General features: G+C 74.3%; 20 protein-coding genes and 1 tRNA gene. 14 read left to right on the plus strand and 7 right to left on the minus strand.

Annotated features, from left to right (window positions below):
- Window positions 1-38: 38 nt before the first annotated feature.
- The 8 genes from FB380_RS21180 to FB380_RS21215 all read left to right on the plus strand — a co-directional run bounded on the left by FB380_RS21180 (window position 39) and on the right by FB380_RS21215 (window position 6700).
- Window positions 39-512, plus strand: a complete 474-nt coding sequence (locus FB380_RS21180) for a M67 family metallopeptidase (RefSeq protein WP_166757359.1) — start codon at window positions 39-41, stop codon at window positions 510-512.
- A 167-nt stretch (window positions 513-679) separates the two neighbouring features.
- Window positions 680-958: a MoaD/ThiS family protein gene (locus tag FB380_RS21185; RefSeq protein WP_036333445.1), complete on the plus strand. Its 279-nt coding sequence runs from the start codon at window positions 680-682 to the stop codon at window positions 956-958.
- A 43-nt stretch (window positions 959-1001) separates the two neighbouring features.
- Complete coding sequence (locus FB380_RS21190; RefSeq protein ID WP_166757360.1) at window positions 1002-1952, plus strand: PLP-dependent cysteine synthase family protein; 951 nt, start codon at window positions 1002-1004, stop codon at window positions 1950-1952.
- Complete coding sequence (locus FB380_RS21195; RefSeq protein WP_208383936.1) at window positions 1949-2686, plus strand: HAD-IA family hydrolase; 738 nt, start codon at window positions 1949-1951, stop codon at window positions 2684-2686. The genes FB380_RS21190 and FB380_RS21195 overlap by 4 nt, the downstream gene beginning before the upstream one ends.
- Window positions 2687-2764: 78 nt before the next feature.
- A complete protein-coding gene (gene murI / locus FB380_RS21200) occupies window positions 2765-3592 on the plus strand; it encodes a glutamate racemase (RefSeq protein WP_166757361.1) in 828 nt (275 codons plus the stop codon).
- A complete protein-coding gene (locus FB380_RS21205; protein ID WP_166757362.1) occupies window positions 3589-4329 on the plus strand; it encodes an MBL fold metallo-hydrolase in 741 nt (246 codons plus the stop codon). Before murI ends, FB380_RS21205 begins: the two co-directional genes overlap by 4 nt.
- A gap of 98 nt (window positions 4330-4427) precedes the next feature.
- Complete coding sequence (locus tag FB380_RS21210; RefSeq protein WP_243850108.1) at window positions 4428-5615, plus strand: IS30 family transposase; 1188 nt, start codon at window positions 4428-4430, stop codon at window positions 5613-5615.
- Window positions 5616-5740: 125 nt separating this feature from the next.
- Complete coding sequence (locus FB380_RS21215) at window positions 5741-6700, plus strand: DNA polymerase domain-containing protein (RefSeq protein ID WP_166757363.1); 960 nt, start codon at window positions 5741-5743, stop codon at window positions 6698-6700.
- Window positions 6701-6752: 52 nt separating this feature from the next.
- On the opposite strand, the gene gndA is transcribed toward FB380_RS21215, so the two are convergent.
- The 3 genes from gndA to FB380_RS21230 form a co-directional block, all read right to left on the minus strand.
- Window positions 6753-8192, minus strand: a complete 1440-nt coding sequence (gene gndA / locus FB380_RS21220) for an NADP-dependent phosphogluconate dehydrogenase (RefSeq protein ID WP_166757364.1) — start codon at window positions 8190-8192, stop codon at window positions 6753-6755.
- A gap of 96 nt (window positions 8193-8288) precedes the next feature.
- Complete coding sequence (gene bcp, locus FB380_RS21225; protein WP_166757365.1) at window positions 8289-8789, minus strand: thioredoxin-dependent thiol peroxidase; 501 nt, start codon at window positions 8787-8789, stop codon at window positions 8289-8291.
- Between the two features lie 48 nt (window positions 8790-8837).
- Window positions 8838-9242, minus strand: coding sequence for a YjbQ family protein (locus tag FB380_RS21230; RefSeq protein WP_166757366.1), 405 nt, complete (start codon window positions 9240-9242; stop codon window positions 8838-8840).
- A 103-nt stretch (window positions 9243-9345) separates the two neighbouring features.
- Between FB380_RS21230 and rph the strand changes: the two genes are divergently transcribed.
- Together rph and rdgB are read left to right on the plus strand one after the other, a co-directional pair.
- Window positions 9346-10068 carry a ribonuclease PH gene (gene rph, locus FB380_RS21235; protein WP_166757367.1) on the plus strand — a complete coding sequence of 241 codons (723 nt, stop codon included), beginning with the start codon at window positions 9346-9348 and terminating at the stop codon, window positions 10066-10068.
- Window positions 10065-10673, plus strand: coding sequence for an RdgB/HAM1 family non-canonical purine NTP pyrophosphatase (gene rdgB, locus FB380_RS21240; RefSeq protein ID WP_166757368.1), 609 nt, complete (start codon window positions 10065-10067; stop codon window positions 10671-10673). Before rph ends, rdgB begins: the two co-directional genes overlap by 4 nt.
- Window position 10674: 1 nt before the next feature.
- On the opposite strand, the gene FB380_RS21245 is transcribed toward rdgB, so the two are convergent.
- Entirely contained in the window at window positions 10675-11214 is a 540-nt protein-coding gene (locus FB380_RS21245) for a hypothetical protein (RefSeq protein WP_166757369.1), read from the minus strand.
- Window positions 11211-13265, minus strand: a complete 2055-nt coding sequence (locus tag FB380_RS21250; RefSeq protein ID WP_166757370.1) for a glycosyltransferase — start codon at window positions 13263-13265, stop codon at window positions 11211-11213. Before FB380_RS21250 ends, FB380_RS21245 begins: the two co-directional genes overlap by 4 nt.
- A gap of 171 nt (window positions 13266-13436) precedes the next feature.
- On the opposite strand from FB380_RS21250, the gene FB380_RS21255 reads away from it, so the two are divergent.
- Both FB380_RS21255 and FB380_RS21260 read left to right on the plus strand, forming a co-directional pair.
- Window positions 13437-13685 (plus strand): hypothetical protein, encoded by a 249-nt coding sequence (locus tag FB380_RS21255; protein ID WP_166757371.1) that lies wholly within the window; start codon window positions 13437-13439, stop codon window positions 13683-13685.
- Window positions 13686-13726: 41 nt separating this feature from the next.
- Window positions 13727-14647, plus strand: a complete 921-nt coding sequence (locus tag FB380_RS21260; RefSeq protein ID WP_166757372.1) for a DUF6910 family protein — start codon at window positions 13727-13729, stop codon at window positions 14645-14647.
- On the opposite strand, the gene FB380_RS21265 is transcribed toward FB380_RS21260, so the two are convergent.
- Entirely contained in the window at window positions 14640-15338 is a 699-nt protein-coding gene (locus FB380_RS21265) for a hypothetical protein (protein ID WP_166757373.1), read from the minus strand. The genes FB380_RS21260 and FB380_RS21265 overlap by 8 nt on opposite strands.
- Before the next feature lie 40 nt (window positions 15339-15378).
- Window positions 15379-15459: transfer RNA gene (locus FB380_RS21270), tRNA-Leu, on the minus strand.
- Window positions 15460-15523: 64 nt separating this feature from the next.
- Between FB380_RS21270 and FB380_RS21275 the strand changes: the two genes are divergently transcribed.
- Together FB380_RS21275 and FB380_RS21280 are read left to right on the plus strand one after the other, a co-directional pair.
- Entirely contained in the window at window positions 15524-15829 is a 306-nt protein-coding gene (locus tag FB380_RS21275) for a DUF3618 domain-containing protein (protein WP_166757374.1), read from the plus strand.
- A gap of 49 nt (window positions 15830-15878) precedes the next feature.
- Window positions 15879-16376 (plus strand): DUF427 domain-containing protein, encoded by a 498-nt coding sequence (locus FB380_RS21280; RefSeq protein ID WP_166757375.1) that lies wholly within the window; start codon window positions 15879-15881, stop codon window positions 16374-16376.
- The last annotated feature ends 150 nt before the right edge of the window (window positions 16377-16526 follow it).

Below are 16526 nucleotides of genomic sequence, written 5' to 3' on the forward strand. Positions count from 1 at the left end.
GGAGGACACCGGCCGACGGCGCCGCCTACAGTGGTGGTGTGCTGCGCATCGACCGCGCGACCTACGACGCCATCGTGGCCCACGCCCGGGAAGACCACCCGGACGAGGCCTGTGGTGTCGTCGCCGGTCCCGAGGGCAGCGACCGGCCGGAGCGCTTCATCCCGATGCTGAACGCGGCGCGCTCGCCGACGTTCTACGAGTTCGACAGCGCCGACCTGCTGAAGCTGTACCGCGAGATGGACGACCGGGACGAGGTCCCCGTGGTCATCTACCACTCGCACACCGCCACCGAGGCCCACCCCTCGCGCACCGACATCAGCTACGCCTCCGAGCCCGAGGCGCACTACGTGCTGGTCTCCACCCGCGAGCACGGCGCCCGCACCGGCCTGGCCGGCGACGAGGTCGAGTTCCGCAGCTTCCGGATCGTCGACGGCCAGGTCCGCGAGGAGGACGTCGACGTCGTCGAGTCCTACCTGTTCGGCCACTCGCCGACCACCGTCGTCTACGACTGAGAAAGGACCCTCCTGCCCCCCACCGCTCGCAGGCTCGCGGCGGGCCCCTGCAGGAGGGCCGGGCGGCTGACGGAATCGTTGGCTGTCCGGCGACGTTCCCCCCAGCAGTCGTCACTGCGCGCTCTGCGCGCGACCCCTGTCACCCCGCGAGAAGGAGTTCCCACGTCATGGCCATCGAGGTCCGCATCCCGACCATCCTGCGCACCCACACGGGCGGCAACAAGACCGTCCAGGGCAACGGCGACACGCTCGGCGCGCTGGTCGACGACATCGACAGCCAGCACCCCGGCATCAAGGGCCGCCTGGTGACCGACGAGGGCAAGCTGCACCGCTTCGTGAACGTCTACGTCAACGACGAGGACGTGCGCTTCACCGGTGCGCTGGACACCTCGGTCAAGGACGGCGACTCGGTCACGATCCTGCCCGCCGTCGCCGGCGGCTGCTGACCCGGAGCCTCCCCGCCCGGCACCGCAACTCCAGGAGACCCGCATGGCCCGCTTCGCCTCCCTCGTCGACTCGCTCGGCAACACCCCGCTGGTGGGGCTGCCGGCGCTGTCGCCCACCCCCGACGTCCGGTTGTGGGCCAAGCTCGAGGACCACAACCCCACCGGTTCGATCAAGGACCGGGCCGCCATCGCGATGGTGGAGGCGGCGGAGAAGGAGGGGCGGCTGCAGCCGGGCAGCACGATCCTGGAGCCGACCAGCGGCAACACCGGCATCTCGCTGGCCATGGTCGCCCGGCAGCGCGGCTACCAGCTCATCTGCGTGATGCCGGAGAACACCTCCATCGAGCGGCGCCAGCTGCTGGAGATGTACGGCGCGCGGATCATCAGCTCCCCGGCCGCCGGCGGCAGCAACCAGGCCGTCGCCGTCGCCAAGGGGCTGGCCGCCGAGCACGACGACTGGGTGATGCTCTACCAGTACGGCAACCCGGCCAACGCCGAGGCGCACTACAGCGGCACCGGCCCGGAGATCCTGGCCGACATGCCCTCGATCACCCACTTCGTGGCCGGGCTGGGCACCACCGGCACGCTGATGGGCGTCTCCCGGTACCTGCGGGAGAAGAAGCCCGACGTCCAGGTCATCGCCGCCGAGCCGCGCTACGGCGAGCTCGTCTACGGCCTGCGCAACATCGACGAGGGGTTCATCCCCGAGCTCTACGACGCCGACCTGCTGGACTCGCGGTTCTCCGTCGGGCCGGACGACGCGATCCACCGCACCCGGCAGCTCGTCGAGCGCGAGGGCATCTTCGCCGGCATCTCGACCGGGGCGATCCTGCACGCGGCCCTCGGCGTCGCCGACAAGGAGGTCGCGGCCGGCCGCAAGGCCGACATCGTCTTCATCGTCTGCGACGGCGGGTGGAAGTACCTGTCGACCGGGGCCTACGCCGGCACGCTCGAGGAGGCCAGCGCCGCGCTCGAAGGCCAGCTGTGGGCGTGAGCAAGGACCACCTCGCCCCCCACCGCTCGCAGGCTCGCGGCGGGCCCCTGCGAGGCGGCCGCTCCCACACGACACCGGGCGGTGGCCTCCTGCTGGAGGCGCGGGGACTGCTGTTCGACAACGACGGGGTGCTCGTCGACTCCGAGCCCAGCGTGGTGCGGTCCTGGTCGCGCTGGGCGGTCGACTCCGGGCTGGACCCGGCCGAGGTGCTGGCCGCGGTGCCCGGACGCCGGGCCGCCGACACGGTCGCGGTGTTCGTCAAGCCCGAGGACGTGGCCCGGTCGACCGAGCTGATCACCCGCTACGAGCTGGAGGACGTCGCCGGCACGGTCGCCGTCCCCGGCGTCCGGGACCTCGTCGCCCAGCTCGGCGACGTCCCCTGGGCCGTGGTCACCTCCGGCGTCCGTGAGCTCGCCACCGCGAGGCTGCGCGCCGCCGGTGTCCCGGTGCCCGAGGTCGTGGTGACCGCCGAGGACGTCGTCGAGGGCAAGCCCCACCCCGAGCCGTACCTGACCGGCGCGGGCCGGCTCGGTGTCCCCCCGGGTGACCTGATCGTGCTCGAGGACAGCCCGAGCGGGGTCAGCGCGGGGCTGGCGGCCGGCGCCACCGTGCTGGGCATCGGCCGGACGGCGCTGGACAGCGACGCGCCCGCCGTCGTCCGGGACCTGACCGGCGCCCGCTGGACCCCCGGCGGGCTGCTGCTGCCGGACGCCGCGCTGCTGCGTCGCCCCTGACCTGCCCGCGGGCTGAGACCGCCGTCTCAGCCCGTCCGCCGGGAGATGTCCGACCGGGCCGTTAGCCTGGCTGCCGACATGAGCACTGCGACGACGGGGGCCGACGCGCCCATCGGGATCTTCGACTCCGGGGTCGGTGGGCTCACCGTGGCCCGCGCGGTCCTCGACCAGCTCCCGCACGAGGCCGTCCGCTACCTCGGCGACACCGCGCACAGCCCCTACGGCCCCCGGCCGATCGCGGACGTGCGCCGGCACTCGCTCGCCGCCATGGACCAGCTGGTCGCCGACGGGGTGAAGATGCTGGTCATCGCCTGCAACTCCGCCAGCGCGGCCTGCCTGGGCGACGCCCGGGAGCGCTACGACGTCCCGGTGGTCGAGGTGGTGCTCCCCGCCGTCCGCCGGGCGACCGCCGCGACGCGCAACGGCCGGGTGGGCGTCATCGCCACCCAGGCCACCGTCACCAGCGGCGCCTACGAGGACGCCTTCGCCGCCGCACCGCAGCTGACCGTCACCAGCGCCGCCTGTCCCAGCTTCGTCGACTTCGTCGAGCGCGGGACCACCAGCGGCCGGCAGCTCGTCGGGCTGGCGCAGTCCTACCTGGACCCGCTGCTGGCGGCCGGCGTCGACACCGTCGTGCTCGGCTGCACCCACTATCCGTTGCTCACCGGCGTGCTGTCGCTGGTGCTGGGCGAGGAGGTCACGCTGGTGTCCAGCGCGGAGGAGACGGCCAAGGACGTGTACCGGGTGCTGACCCGGACCGACCTGCTGCGCGACCCGGAGGGCCCGCCGCCGGTGCACCGGTTCCTCGCCACCGGCGACCCCGAGCCCTTCGCCCGGCTCGGCCGGCGGTTCCTGGGTCCCGAGGTCGACGCCGTCCTGCGTGCGGGTGCGGAGGCCGGCGCGTGAGGCTGACCGTCGTCGGCTGCTCCGGCAGCGCTCCCGGCCCGTCCTCGCCGGCGTCCTGCTACCTGGTGGAGCACGAGGAGTTCGCGCTGCTGCTGGACCTCGGCAACGGGTCCTTCGGCGCCCTGCAGGGGATCACCGACCCCGGCCGGGTCGACGCCGTCTACCTCAGCCACCTGCACGCCGACCACTGCCTGGATGCGGCGCCGTTCATCGTCTGGCACCGCTACTCCGGTCGCTCCGACGGCCGCGCCGTGCCGCTGTACGCGCCGGTCGGCGCCGACCGCCGGCTGGCGGCCGCCTACGACGCCGACGGCGGGCCGATCGACGACGTCTTCGACGTCACCCCGGTCGGCCCGGGCAGCTGGTCGATCGGGCCGTTCGAGGTGCGGACGGTGCGGACGGCGCACCCGGTCGAGTGCTACGCCGTGCGGCTGACCGCCGGCGGCCGCTCGCTGGTCTACACCGGTGACACCGGCCCGTCGGACGCCGTCGTGGAGCTGGCCCGCGGTGCCGACGTGCTGCTGGCGGAGGCCGCCTACCCCGACGTCCCCGACCTGCCCCCGGGGCTGCACCTGACCGGCCGGGAGGCCGGGGAGCTCGCGGCCGCGGCCGGGGTCGGCCGGCTGATCGTCACGCACGTGCCCGCGTGGGTCGACGCCGAGGCGCAGCTGGCCGGGGCGCGGTCGGTGTTCCCGGCCGCCGAGCTGGCCCGGCACGCCGCCGTCCACGACATCTGACGCCCGCCGCCCACCTGCCTCCCGGGTGACCCCCAGCAGTGATCAGGTGACTCGGTGTCAGGGGGTCGTTGCATCACCCCAGTTGAGGGGTGCTGTCGATGGCCGTGACGAGGGCAAATCAGCGGGTGTTCTGGGAGGGGATCGCTGAGGGGCTGCCGACGGAGGCAGCCGCTCGGCGATCCCGGGTCGGTGGGCAGCGCGGTCGACGGTGGTTCCGGGAAGCTGGTGGGGTGCCACCGCTGGAGATCACCGAGCCTTCGGGCCGGTTCCTGTCGCTGAGCGAGCGGGAGGAGATCGCGGTCGGGCTGGCTGCTGGCCAGTCCGCCCGGCAGATCGCCCGTCAGCTGGGGCGTGCGGCCACGACGGTCAGCCGCGAGCTGGGCCTGTGGGCCCAGGCCCATCCCGACCGGCCCTACCGGGCAGTCCAGGCCCAGGTCGACGCCGAGACCCGCGGTGCCCGCCCCAAGCCGTTCAAGCTGGCCCATGAGCCGCTGCGGGAACGGGTGCAGGCCGATCTGGAGCGCAAGTACTCACCGCGCCAGATCGCCATGCGCCTGGCCATCGAGTTCCCCGACGAACCAGCCATGCGCCCCTCCCACGAGGCCATCTACCAGGCCCTCTACGTCCAGGGCCGAGGCCTGCTGCGCCGGGAACTGGCTGCCTGCCTGCGCACCGGGCGCGCGATCCGCCGCCCCCGCCGCCGCATCGATGGCCGATCCGACCCCAACCGCCGCATCCCCGGCAAGATCATGATCAGTGAACGCCCCGCCGAGGCCGCCGACCGCGCCGTCCCCGGGCACTGGGAAGGCGACCTGATCGCCGGCAAGGCCAACAAGTCCTACATCGGCACCCTGGTGGAGCGCACCACCCGGTTCTGCATCCTGCTGCACCTGCCCGGGACCAAGCCCGACCCACTGGCCCTGCAAGAAGCCATCATCGCCGGCATCGGGCAACTGCCCAAGCACCTGCGACTGTCCCTGACCTGGGACCAAGGCCTGGAAATGCGCCGGCACGCCGACATCACCCTCGCCGCGGACCTGCCCATCTACTTCTGCGACCCGCACTCACCCTGGCAGCGCGGCAGCAACGAGAACACCAACGGACTGCTCCGCCAGTACTTCCCCAAAGGCACCGACCTCACCGCGCACACCCCCACCGACCTGGCGATGGTCGCCGCCGAACTCAACGGACGACCCCGCCAGACCCTCGGCTGGCGCACCCCCGCCGAAGCCCTAAACGACCTACTCTCACCACCTCAACCAACCGGTGATGCAACGACCACCTGAACCCACCTGACCTGATCCAATGCTGGCCTCCCGCACCAGCGTTGGTGCCGGAGGTCAGTCGTGGGTGCGGTCGGACGCCGTCCGGTCCGGTTGCCCTGTGCGGCGCCGCGCGGCACGGTGACCGGGTGGCCAGCAGCGACGAGGAACGGGACGGCGTCCGGCTGAGCAGCCTGGACTCCCCGCTGGGCGACGGGCTCGAGGTGACCAAGCGCGAGCTGGTCGACCACCTGGACGCCTTCGCCGACCGGCTCGTGCCGCTGCTCGCCGGGCGGCCGCTGACGATCACTCGGGTGCGGCCCGGCGCCGCCCCGTTCATCCAGCGCGACGTGCCGAAGGGCGCGCCGGAGTGGGTCCGAACGGTGGCCACCTGGTCCGACCGGGCCCACCGCGAGGTGCACCAGGTGCTGGTCGAGGACAGGCGCACCCTGCTGTGGCTGGCCAACCAGCGGGCCGTGGAGTACCACGTGCCGTTCAGCCGGGTGGGGGAGGAGCAGCCCACCGGGCTGGTACTCGACCTCGACCCGCCCGACGGCGCGCCGTTCGACGTGGTCGTGCGCACCGCCCGGCTGTGCCGCCGCGCGCTCGCCGACGCCGGGCTGGCGGCGGCGGTGAAGACCAGCGGGTCGACGGGGCTGCACGTCGTCGTCCCGGTGCACGGGTCGCCGGCCGAGGACGTCGCCGCCGCCACCCGGGCCCTGGCCGCCCGGGCCGAGCGGCTCGACCCGGACCTGGCGACCACCGCCTACGTGGTGGCCGAGCGGGGGGACCGGGTGTTCGTCGACTCGACCCGCTCCGGCCGTGGCACGATCGCCGCCGCCTACAGCCCCCGGGTGCGGCCCGGGCTGCCGGTGTCCACGCCGGTGGGCTGGGACGCACTGGACGACGTCCGGCCCGGCGACGTCACCGTGCGCACCGCGCGGGACCGGATCGGGGACGGCGACCCGTGGGCGGCGGCGCTGCCCGAGCCGCAGGAGCTGCCGGCCGACCTGGTCGCCGAGGGGCACACCATCCCGGTCGCCCGGGTCGCCGCGATGCACGAGGGAAAGCGCCGCGCCCGCGCCAAGGCGGCCGAGAACGGGACGTGACCGCGCCGGCGGGGCCCGTCCCGCAGGACGGGCCCCGCCCGACCGGGGGCGGTCAGCCGGTCTGCACCTCGCGGCCGTCCTCGCCCCACATGGTGTGGAAGGAGCCCTCGCGGTCGGTGCGCCGGTAGGTGTGCGCACCGAACAGGTCGCGCAGGCCCTGGATCAGCGCGGCGGGCAGCCGCTCGGCCCGCAGGCCGTCGTAGTAGGCCAGGGCGCTGGCGAAGCCGGGCACCGGCACCCCGTGCCGGGCCGCGCCGGCCACGACCTGCCGCCAGCTCTCCTGGCCCTCGCTGACCGCGCCGCGGAAGTAGTCGTTGGTCAGCAGCGTGGTCACGTCGGGCTCGTCGGTGAAGACCTGGCTGATCCGGTCCAGGAAGCGGGCCCGGATGATGCAGCCGCCGCGCCAGATCTTGGCCAGCGCGGCCCGGTCGATGTCCCAGCCGTGGTGGTCGGCGCCCTGGGTGATCTGGTCGAACCCCTGGGCGTAGGCGACCACCTTGGAGGCGTACAGCGCCTGGCGGACCGACTCGATGAAGGCGTCCTTGTCGGCCACCTGCTCGTCCCACTGGCGGTCGGGCCCCGGCAGCACCTTCTGCGCCGCCTGCCGCTGCTCCCGGTGGCCGGACAGCGCCCGGGCGAAGACGGCCTCGGCGATGCCGCTGACCGGCACGCCCAGGTCGAGCGCGGACTGCACGGTCCAGCGACCGGTGCCCTTCTGCTCGGCCTCGTCCAGCACGATGTCGACGAACGGCCCGCCGGACTCGGCGTCGGTGTGCCGCAGCACCTGCGCGGTGATCTCGATCAGGTAGCTCTCGAGGTCGCCCTCGTTCCAGCCGGCGAAGACGTCACCGATCTCCGCGGGGGTCAGCTCGAGCCCCTGGCGCAGCAGGTCGTAGGCCTCGGCGATGAGCTGCATGTCGGCGTACTCGATGCCGTTGTGCACCATCTTCACGAAGTGGCCGGCGCCGCTGGCCCCGACGTGGGTGCAGCACGGTTCGCCGTCGACGACGGCGGCGATCGACTCCAGCAGGGGGCCGACCAGCTCGTAGGCCTCCTTGGAGCCGCCGGGCATGATGCTCGGCCCGTTGAGCGCGCCCTCCTCGCCGCCGCTGATCCCGGTGCCGACGAAGTGCAGGCCCCGGGCGGTGAGCGCCTCGGTGCGCCGGATCGTGTCGGTGAACAGCGCGTTGCCGCCGTCCATCAGCACGTCGCCCTCGTCCAGCAGCGGGGCGATCTCGTCGATGACGGCGTCGGTGGCCGGACCGGCCTGCACCATGATGATGATCTTGCGCGGCCGCTGGAGGGCGCCGACGAACTCCTCCACCGAACCGGTCGGCACGAAGTCGCCCTCGCTGCCGTGCTGCTCGACGAGGGCGTCGGTGCGCCCCCTGCTGCGGTTGTGCAGGACCACCTGGTGGCCGTGCCGGGCGAGGTTGCGGGCGAGGTTGGCGCCCATGACCGCGAGCCCGGTGACGCCGATCTGATCACTCATGCCACGACCCTGCCCGAGCCGGGCCCCGCTGACCAGCGCCGTCCCAGCCCCTGGACAGCCGGCCCCGCCCGGAGGCGCGCCCCGGTGAGCGGAGCGTCAGTCGATGCCGAGGTCGCGCATCAGCTTCGCCACGTGCCCGGTGGCCTTGACGTTGTAGGAGGCCTTCTCGATCCGGCCGTCCGCGCCGACGACGAAGGTCGACCGGATCACCCCGACGACCTCCTTGCCGTACAGCTTCTTCGGGCCGTAGGCGCCGTAGGCGGTCAGGACCTGCTTCTCCGGGTCGGAGACCAGGGTGATCGACAGCTCCTCCTGCTCCCGGAAGCGGCTCAGCTTCTCCGGGGCGTCGGGGGAGACGCCGATGATGTCGAGGCCGGCCTCGGCCAGGTCGCCGGCCGCGGCGGTGAAGTCGACGGCCTGGACGGTGCAGCCCGGGGTCAGCGCCGCCGGGTAGCAGTACACGATGACCCGGCGGCCCCGGTAGGACGACAGCGAGACCGGTGTGCCGTCGGCGTCCGGGAGGGTGAACTCCGGAGCCGGGTCACCGGGGACGAGGCGGACGGGGGCCGTGTCGATGCCGGGTGCGGTCTCGGTCATGAGGGGATCGTGCCGCACCTGACCGACGTGGCCCAACCCGGCTCTCGCTCAGCCGGCCAGGAAGCTGAACCGGACGTGCCGCGAGGGGTTGTCGACGTTGGTGTCGACGAAGCAGATGCGCTGCCAGGTGCCCAGCGCCAGCCGCCCCTCGAGCACCGGCACGCTGGCGTGCGGCGGGACGAACGCCGGCAGCACGTGGTCCCGGCCGTGCCCGGCCGCGCCGTGCCGGTGCCGCCAGCGGTCGTCGCGGGGGAGCAGCTCGTCCAGCTGGGCGAGCAGGTCGTCGTCGCTGCCGGCGCCGGTCTCGATGATCGCGATGCCGGCGGTGGCGTGCGGCACGAAGACCTGGAACAGGCCGTCGCCCTCGCCGCGGACGAACTCCGCGCACTCGTCGGTCAGGTCGACGACGGAGGCCACGCCCCCGGTCCGGACGGATCGCAGCTCGGAGCGCATGGGGGAGAGGGTGACACGGCCGGCCGGTGGTCGCTGGGTGTCGCCTCCCGGCCGCCGAGGGAGCGGTCGGCGACCACCGACGGCGGCACTACCCTCGGACCACGTGACCCGCCCCGACGGCCGCGCGGCCGACCAGCTCCGCCCGGTGACCATCACCCGCAACTGGCTCGACCACGCCGAGGGCTCGGTGCTCGTCGAGTTCGGCCGCACCCGCGTGCTCTGCGCGGCCAGCGTCACCGAGGGCGTGCCGCGCTGGCGCCGCGGCTCGGGCCTGGGCTGGGTCACCGCCGAGTACTCGATGCTCCCGCGGGCCACCCACACCCGCAGCGACCGCGAGTCGGTCAAGGGCAGGATCGGTGGCCGCACCCACGAGATCAGCCGGCTGATCGGCCGGTCCCTGCGGGCCAGCATCGACCTGGCCGCGCTGGGGGAGAACAGCATCGCGCTGGACTGCGACGTCCTGCAGGCCGACGGCGGCACCCGCACCGCGGCGATCACCGGCGCCTACGTGGCCCTCGCCGACGCGGTGGGCTGGCTCGGCGAGCGCGGCAAGCTGGCCAGCGCCACCCCGCTGCCGAACTCGGTGGCCGCGGTCAGCGTCGGCGTCGTCGACGGCGAGCCGCGGCTCGACCTGGCCTACGAGGAGGACGTCGCCGCCGGCACCGACATGAACGTCGTGTGCACCGGCGACGGTGGCTTCGTCGAGGTCCAGGGGACGGCGGAGGGCGCCGTCTTCGACCGGGCGACCCTGGACCAGCTGCTCGACCTCGCCGTCGCCGGCTGCGCGGAGCTGACCCTGGCCCAGCAGGTGGCGTTGTCGGCATGACCCAGCTGCTCCTGGCCACCCGGAACGCCGGCAAGCTCGCCGAGCTGCAGCGGCTGCTGGTCACCGCCGTCCCCGGGGTGGAGGTGCTGGGCCTGCGCGACGTGCCGGAGTACCCGGAGGCGCCCGAGACCGGGGCGACGTTCGAGGAGAACGCGCTGCTCAAGGCACGCGAGGCGGTCCGGTACACCGGGCTGCCGGCGGTCGCCGACGACTCCGGGCTGGCCGTCGACGCGCTCAACGGGATGCCCGGGATCCTGTCCGCCCGCTGGTCCGGCCGGCACGGGGACGACCCGGCCAACACGGCCCTGCTCCTGGGGCAGCTGGCCGACGTCCCCGACGAGCGTCGCGGTGCGGCGTTCGTCTGCGCGGCCGCGCTGGTCACCCCCGACGGCGGTGAGCACGTGCTGGAGCGGCACTGGCGGGGCACGGTCGTCCGGGAGCCGCGGGGCAGCAACGGCTTCGGCTACGACCCGGTGTTCGTGCCGGCGGGGCTGACGGTCACGTCGGCGGAGCTGGCGCCGGCGGAGAAGGACGCGATCAGCCACCGGGGGCAGGCGTTCGCCGCGCTGCTGCCGGTCATCGGCGAGGTGCTCGGCGGCAGGTAGCTCAGCGGCGCTGCGTCCAGTCGACGAACCACAGCGAGGACGCCGCCAGCACCGGGTGGAACGAGAGCACGAGGAACGCCGCGAGCACCCGGTCGGAGCGCCAGTGGTCGCGCAGGCCGCGGCTCCACGCGCGGCTGCGGTCGACGCCCGGCGCCCGCCGGGCGACCGCGGCCTCCTCCTCCGCGGTGAGCGGGCGGGACTGCGCCGCCTGCCAGGCCTCGACCCGGGCCCAGCCGGGCGCGATCCCGCACCCCACGGCCAGCAGCGCCGCGCCGCCGAGCACCGGGAGCAGGGTGCCCGGCTGCAGCACCACCAGGCCGGCCGCGGCCGCGCCGGTGGCGAAGCCGGCCACGGTCACCGCGCCCAGGCAGAAGACCAGCCCGAAGGCCACGACCAGGACCAGCAGACCGGGCAGCAGCACCTCGTGCAGCGACCGGCCGGCGGCGAGCAGGACGGCGGTCTGCAGGGCCAGCACGAGCGCGCAGGTCAGCAGCACCCGGCGCATCGGCACGCGCGGCGGTGCGGCCACGGCGGCGGTCATGCCCGGTCCGCCGGCGAGCCGTCCGGCGCGGGGCGTGGCACGGGGACGGCCTGCGGGTCCGTCAGCCGGGCGCCGTCCCGCGGGGCCGGCACCGGGCGTGCCGTCGCCGGGCCGTCGTCCATGCCCGGCACGTCCTCCACCCGGACGTGACTGGACAGCCCGTGGTCGGTCTTCTCCCAGTAGAACGGGTTGACCACCAGCTGCCACAGCGCCTTGTACGAGGCGACCGAGTGCAGCAGCCAGTAGAGCGGGGAGAGCAGGGCGAAGGGCACCAGGCCGTAGGTGCGCCGCTTGAAGCCGGCCAGCAGCGACAGGTAGATGATCACGCCGTTGCCCAGCAGCAGGTTCGCCAGGCTCACCTGCACCAGCCACGCGGGCAGCGCGGGCGTGAGCGCCCCGGGCCACAGGAGCTCCACCACCAGCATCGCGTAGAGCCACGGGGCGGCCAGGAACATCAGCGGGGTGCCGCCGATGAGCAGCGCGAAGCCGGCCGTCTGCCGCGGGCCGACGCTGCGCAGCAGCCGCCACGGGTGCCGGGTGTGCACCAGGACGGTCTGCATGTAGCCCTTGATCCAGCGGCTGCGCTGCCGGATCCAGTTGCCGACGGCCATGTTGGCCTCCTCGTACGTCGTCGAGTTGACGACGGCGACGCGGTGGCCGCGCGCGGAGGCCCGGATGCCGAGGTCGGCGTCCTCGGTGACGTTGTAGGGGTCCCAGCCACCGAGGTCGCGCAGCATGTCGGTGCGGAAGTGGTTGCTCGTGCCGCCCAGCGGGATGGGCAGCCGCAGCTGGTCCAGCCCGGCGAGGGTGTAGTCGAACCAGGAGGAGTACTCCAAGGTGAACATCCGGGTGAGCAGGTTCTCCCGGGCGTTGAAGTAGTTCAGCGCCGCCTGCACGCAGACCAGGTCGTCCCCGCCCTTGCGGAAGGCGACGAGGGACTTCTTCAGCTGGTCGGCGTCGGGGCGGTCCTCGGCGTCGTAGATGACCACGTACTGGCCACGGGCGAAGGCCAGCCCGACGTTGCAGGCGCGCGGCTTGGTCTTGGGCAGCGAGTGCGGGACGACGACGATGCGCACGATGTCCGGCGGGGCGGCGGCCAGTGCGGCGGTCAGCGTCTCGGGGTCGTCCTCCTCCAGCAGCAGCAGGATCTCCAGCTTCTCCCGGGGCCAGTCCAGGTCGGCCAGGTTGCGCATCAGGAGCCCGACGATCCCGGCCTCCTTGTAGACCGGGACGAGGATCGTGTAGACGGGCAGCTCGGCGTCCTCCAGCGCGGCGACCTCGGCGGCGGTGACCTGCTCGACGGTCTCCGACGCGGTGCCCACGGTGCTGATCAGGGCCTTGGCGCCGACGGCGAGGGCGACGGCGACGTTCACCGTGCCGACGAGCACGAGCATGGTCAGCGACGGGTCGAGCACCAGGCCGGTCACGGTGGCCACGAGCAGGGCGGCCGCGGCGGCGAGCTGGGGCCGGACGAACACGGTGGACGCCGACTCGTCGGGCCGGCGCTCGGCCAGCGCGTCCACCGCGTCGTGCACCAGCTCGTCCCGCCACACGGTGCGCAGCGCCCGCTGCACGTCCCAGTCGGTGGTGACGACCTGCCGCACCCGGGGGACGCCGGTGCGCTGCACGACCACCTCGGCGATGTGCGCCGACGGGCGGCCGGCGGTGGCGACGACGACCTGGGGCAGGCCGTCGCCGTCCTCCTCGACGCGCAGCGGCACCCAGGTCTCGCGGGCCAGCATCGCGGCGGGGAAGCGCCGGGCCAGCTCCTCGTCGACCTCCACCGGGTCGACGAACGCCAGGTCCGCACCCCACACCGCGGCCAGGCCGACGTAGAGCTCGCGCCGGGTCACCCAGCCCTTGGCCAGGACGACGGAGCCCAGCGGCGCACCGACCCGCTCGTGCTGCGCCAGGGCCTCGGCCAGCTGGGCCGCGGTGAGCACGCCCTGCTCGACCAGGACGGTGCCCAGCCGCTCGGGCACGACGCTCCGGTCCGCGGCCGGGCCCGGCGCCGGGTACGTGGTGGCGCCAGCGGGCGCGGGATCCGTCACCCCGGGATGGTCGGCACGCGGGTCCTCGAGCTGTGGCCCGACGGGCGGTGGGCCACCCGGCCGGGTGACCCGTCCCTCCGCGCCGGTGCCCTGCGCACCCGCACCGGCCGCGTGGCTACCGTCGGGCCGGAGCGGGCGCGGTGGGCGACCGGTGGAGTGGGGGAGGGCCCGATGGCGGACCTGGAGGCGCTGCGCCGGTTCGGCCTGGTGCTGGAGATGGCCGAGGCGGCCGGGGACGGCGACTGGCGGGCCTGGACCGCGGTGCTGGGCGGCCTCGACGAGGACACCCGTGCCGACGTCGTCCGGCAGTCGTCGCTGGTGATCGCCATGCTCTGCGAGCGGGAGGCCGAGCGGCGGGGCATCACCCGCGACCAGTTCCTGGCCCAGTTCCGGGCCGAGGCGATGGACTCCCTGGGCTGATCGCAGGCGTGCCCGGCCGTCCTCCTGGGCACGGGGGCGGCATGCGGATCACGGTGGACGACGTCCGGGCGCTGACCTTCGACGACGGGACGCCGGTGACGGCGGCGTCCGCGATCGCACCGCTGGGCGACGGCTGGCTGGTCGCCCCGGACGACGCGACGATCGCCGCCTGGGTGCGGCCGGCCGGGGTGACGCCGGTGCGCGTGCTGCCGCCGGTCGAGGGCCTGGACCACTTCAGCGAGCCGGCGGGCACCAAGCACCTCAAGCCCGACCTGGAGGTGGCCTGCCCGGCCGAGGTGGACGGGGAGCCGGCGGTCCTGCTGCTGGGGTCGGGGTCGACGCCCCGGCGCATGCGCGGGGTGCTCGTGCGCCTGGAGGACGGCGAACCCGTCGTCCGGTCCGGCGAGCTCGGCCCGCTCTACGACCGGGTGGGACGGCTGCTGGAGGTGCCGGCGGACCAGCTGAACCTGGAGGGGGCCAGCCGGCACCAGGACACCGTCCGCTGGTTCCACCGGGGCAACCTCGCCGCCGGTGAGGGGCCGGCCAGCGTCGACGTGCCGCTGGGCGCCCTGGTCGCCGCGGTGCTGGGCCGGGCCGACGCCGGTGCGGTGCCGGTCTCGGCGCCCCGGTCCTACGACCTCGGCCGGGTGGCCGGGGTGGGGCTGGCGGTCACGGACGCGATCGCGCTGCCCGACGGGCGGGTCCTGCTGTCGGCGGCCGCCGAGGACACCCCCAACGCGGTCGACGACGGGCCGGTGGTCGCCGCGGCCCTCGCCCTGGTCGACGGCGAGACGGTGCTCGACATCGCCGCGCTGCCCGAGGTCGGGGGCCGGGTGCACAAGGTGGAGGGGCTGGCGTTGCGCGGGATCGAGGACGCCCGGGTGTGCCTGCTGGGCGTGGTCGACGACGACGACCCGACGGCGCCGTCGGTGCAGCTGGAGCTGCTGGTCGAGTTCAGCTGAGCACCTCGGGCCGGGACGCGGCCCCGTCCGCCTCCGCCCCGCGGCGGTTCTCCAGGAAGTAGGCGCCCAGCGCTCCGGCCAGGGTCGCGAAGACGGCGACGGAGTAGACGGCCAGCGCCACCTCCAGGAACCGGGCGAGACCGTGCTCGGTGTCCAGCGGCTGCCCGATGACGGTGGCCAGCGCGGCGTCGTGCAGGGCGGGCCCGTAGGTGTCGTAGGCGCCGACCACGTACAGCAGCTGGCTGCTGGCCAGGACGACGACGCCGGTCACCGCGGTGAGCCAGCCGATCCGGCCGGTGAGCAGCCGGCCGGCGGACCGCGAGCCGCGGACGGCGGCGGACAGGACCCCGCCGATGCGGGCGGTGCGCAGCAGGGTCAGCGCGCGGGCGAAGCGGAGGAACGGCAGCGCCAGGAAGAGCAGCTGCCACCAGTTGCGCAGCCAGAAGCGGCGCTGGCTGGGCGCCCGGACCGCCCGGAAGACGAACTCGCCGACGAAGACCGCCCAGCAGAGCCAGCCCAGGACGCTCAGCGTCGTCACCAGCCAGGGCTCCCGGGCCAGGGCCTGGCCCAGGACGATCAGCACGAACACCAGGCCGAGCGCGCCCATCGGCCGGTCCAGCCGGGTGGCCAGCCCCTCGGTCTCGACGGAGGGGTCGGCGGGAGGTCGTCGGATCGTGCTCGGGGCGCGCATGTCACGGCCCGTACCCAGTCGTCGCCGGGGCACTGACCCGTGCGGGAGAGGGGAGTCGAACCCCTACGCCCGAAGGCACCAGGACCTAAACCTGGCGTGGCTGCCGTTACACCACTCCCGCGTTGGAGGGAGTCTAGGAGGCGCCCACTCGGCCGCGGTCCAACCGATCTGGCAGGCTGTCGCCCGTGCCGAGGACCCCTGAGCAGATCCAGCAGGAGATCGACGCCGCCCGCGAGTCGCTGGGGGCCACCCTGGACGAACTGGCGTTCCGGACGAACCCGCAGCGCCTGGCCGACCAGGGCAAGGCGAAGGTGCAGGAGTTCCTGCAGAGCCCGCCCGGCATCGCGATCGTCGGCGTGGTCGGTCTCACCGTCACCTTCGTCGTGACCCGGAAGGTCGTCCGCCGCATCCGGCACACCGACCGCCCCCGGGTGGAGCCCGTGGTCACGTACCGTCGCGAGCCCAAGGTCACCTACCGCCGGGTGCGCTGACCGGGGGAGCGCCGCCTGACCCCGGTCGGCGGGGCGCACACTCGACGGCGTGTACCCACCGCCGCGTGACCCCGTCGGACCCGGCCAGGAGTCGGTCTGGAGCTACCCGCGACCGCCGTCGGCCGAGGTGACCGGGCGACGCCTCGAGCTCACCCTCGGCGGGCGGGTGATCGCCCGCACCGACCGTGCGGTCCGGGTCTGCGAGACCAGCCACCCGCCGGTCTTCTACGTGCCGCGCGACGACGTCGAGGCCAGCGTCCTGGAGCGGGGCGCCGGCTCGTCGTGGTGCGAGTTCAAGGGCATGGCCACCTACTGGGACGCCGTCGTCGACGGCGTGCGCCACCCGTCGATCGCCTGGTCCTACGAGCAGCCCACCCCCGGCTACGAGCAGCTGCGCGGCGCGCTCGCCTTCTACCCGAGCCGGCTGGACGGCGCCACGGTCGACGGTGAGCCGGTGCGGGCCCAGGCCGGCGACTTCTACGGCGGCTGGATCACCGACGAGGTCGTGGGCCCGTTCAAGGGGGAGCCGGGGACCCGCGGCTGGTGAGCCCGCCGGCGGGCCGGGCGCCGGTGCGGGCCCGCGCCCGCGCCGGGCCTGACCTCCCCGGCCACCGACCACGTCGCGCTGGCCGCCGGCGTGGGGCAGCAATTCACCACCGCCGCCCACCTGGTGAGCCCGGCAGCGGGGGATCCGTTC

This window comes from Modestobacter marinus (assembly GCF_011758655.1).
GTDB lineage: Bacteria > Actinomycetota > Actinomycetes > Mycobacteriales > Geodermatophilaceae > Modestobacter > Modestobacter marinus.

What these genes read in the sequence shown, in the direction of transcription:
- FB380_RS21185 (WP_036333445.1), top strand. Translation starts at nt 680, where the DNA reads ATGGCCATCGAGGTCCGCATCCCGACCATCCTGCGCACCCACACGGGC.
- FB380_RS21190 (WP_166757360.1), top strand. Translation starts at nt 1,002, where the DNA reads ATGGCCCGCTTCGCCTCCCTCGTCGACTCGCTCGGCAACACCCCGCTG.
- murI (WP_166757361.1), top strand. Translation starts at nt 2,765, where the DNA reads ATGAGCACTGCGACGACGGGGGCCGACGCGCCCATCGGGATCTTCGAC.
- FB380_RS21210 (WP_243850108.1), top strand. Translation starts at nt 4,428, where the DNA reads ATGGCCGTGACGAGGGCAAATCAGCGGGTGTTCTGGGAGGGGATCGCT.
- gndA (WP_166757364.1), bottom strand. Translation starts at nt 8,192, where the DNA reads ATGAGTGATCAGATCGGCGTCACCGGGCTCGCGGTCATGGGCGCCAAC.
- bcp (WP_166757365.1), bottom strand. Translation starts at nt 8,789, where the DNA reads ATGACCGAGACCGCACCCGGCATCGACACGGCCCCCGTCCGCCTCGTC.
- FB380_RS21230 (WP_166757366.1), bottom strand. Translation starts at nt 9,242, where the DNA reads ATGCGCTCCGAGCTGCGATCCGTCCGGACCGGGGGCGTGGCCTCCGTC.
- rdgB (WP_166757368.1), top strand. Translation starts at nt 10,065, where the DNA reads ATGACCCAGCTGCTCCTGGCCACCCGGAACGCCGGCAAGCTCGCCGAG.
- FB380_RS21245 (WP_166757369.1), bottom strand. Translation starts at nt 11,214, where the DNA reads ATGACCGCCGCCGTGGCCGCACCGCCGCGCGTGCCGATGCGCCGGGTG.
- FB380_RS21255 (WP_166757371.1), top strand. Translation starts at nt 13,437, where the DNA reads ATGGCGGACCTGGAGGCGCTGCGCCGGTTCGGCCTGGTGCTGGAGATG.
- FB380_RS21260 (WP_166757372.1), top strand. Translation starts at nt 13,727, where the DNA reads ATGCGGATCACGGTGGACGACGTCCGGGCGCTGACCTTCGACGACGGG.
- FB380_RS21265 (WP_166757373.1), bottom strand. Translation starts at nt 15,338, where the DNA reads ATGCGCGCCCCGAGCACGATCCGACGACCTCCCGCCGACCCCTCCGTC.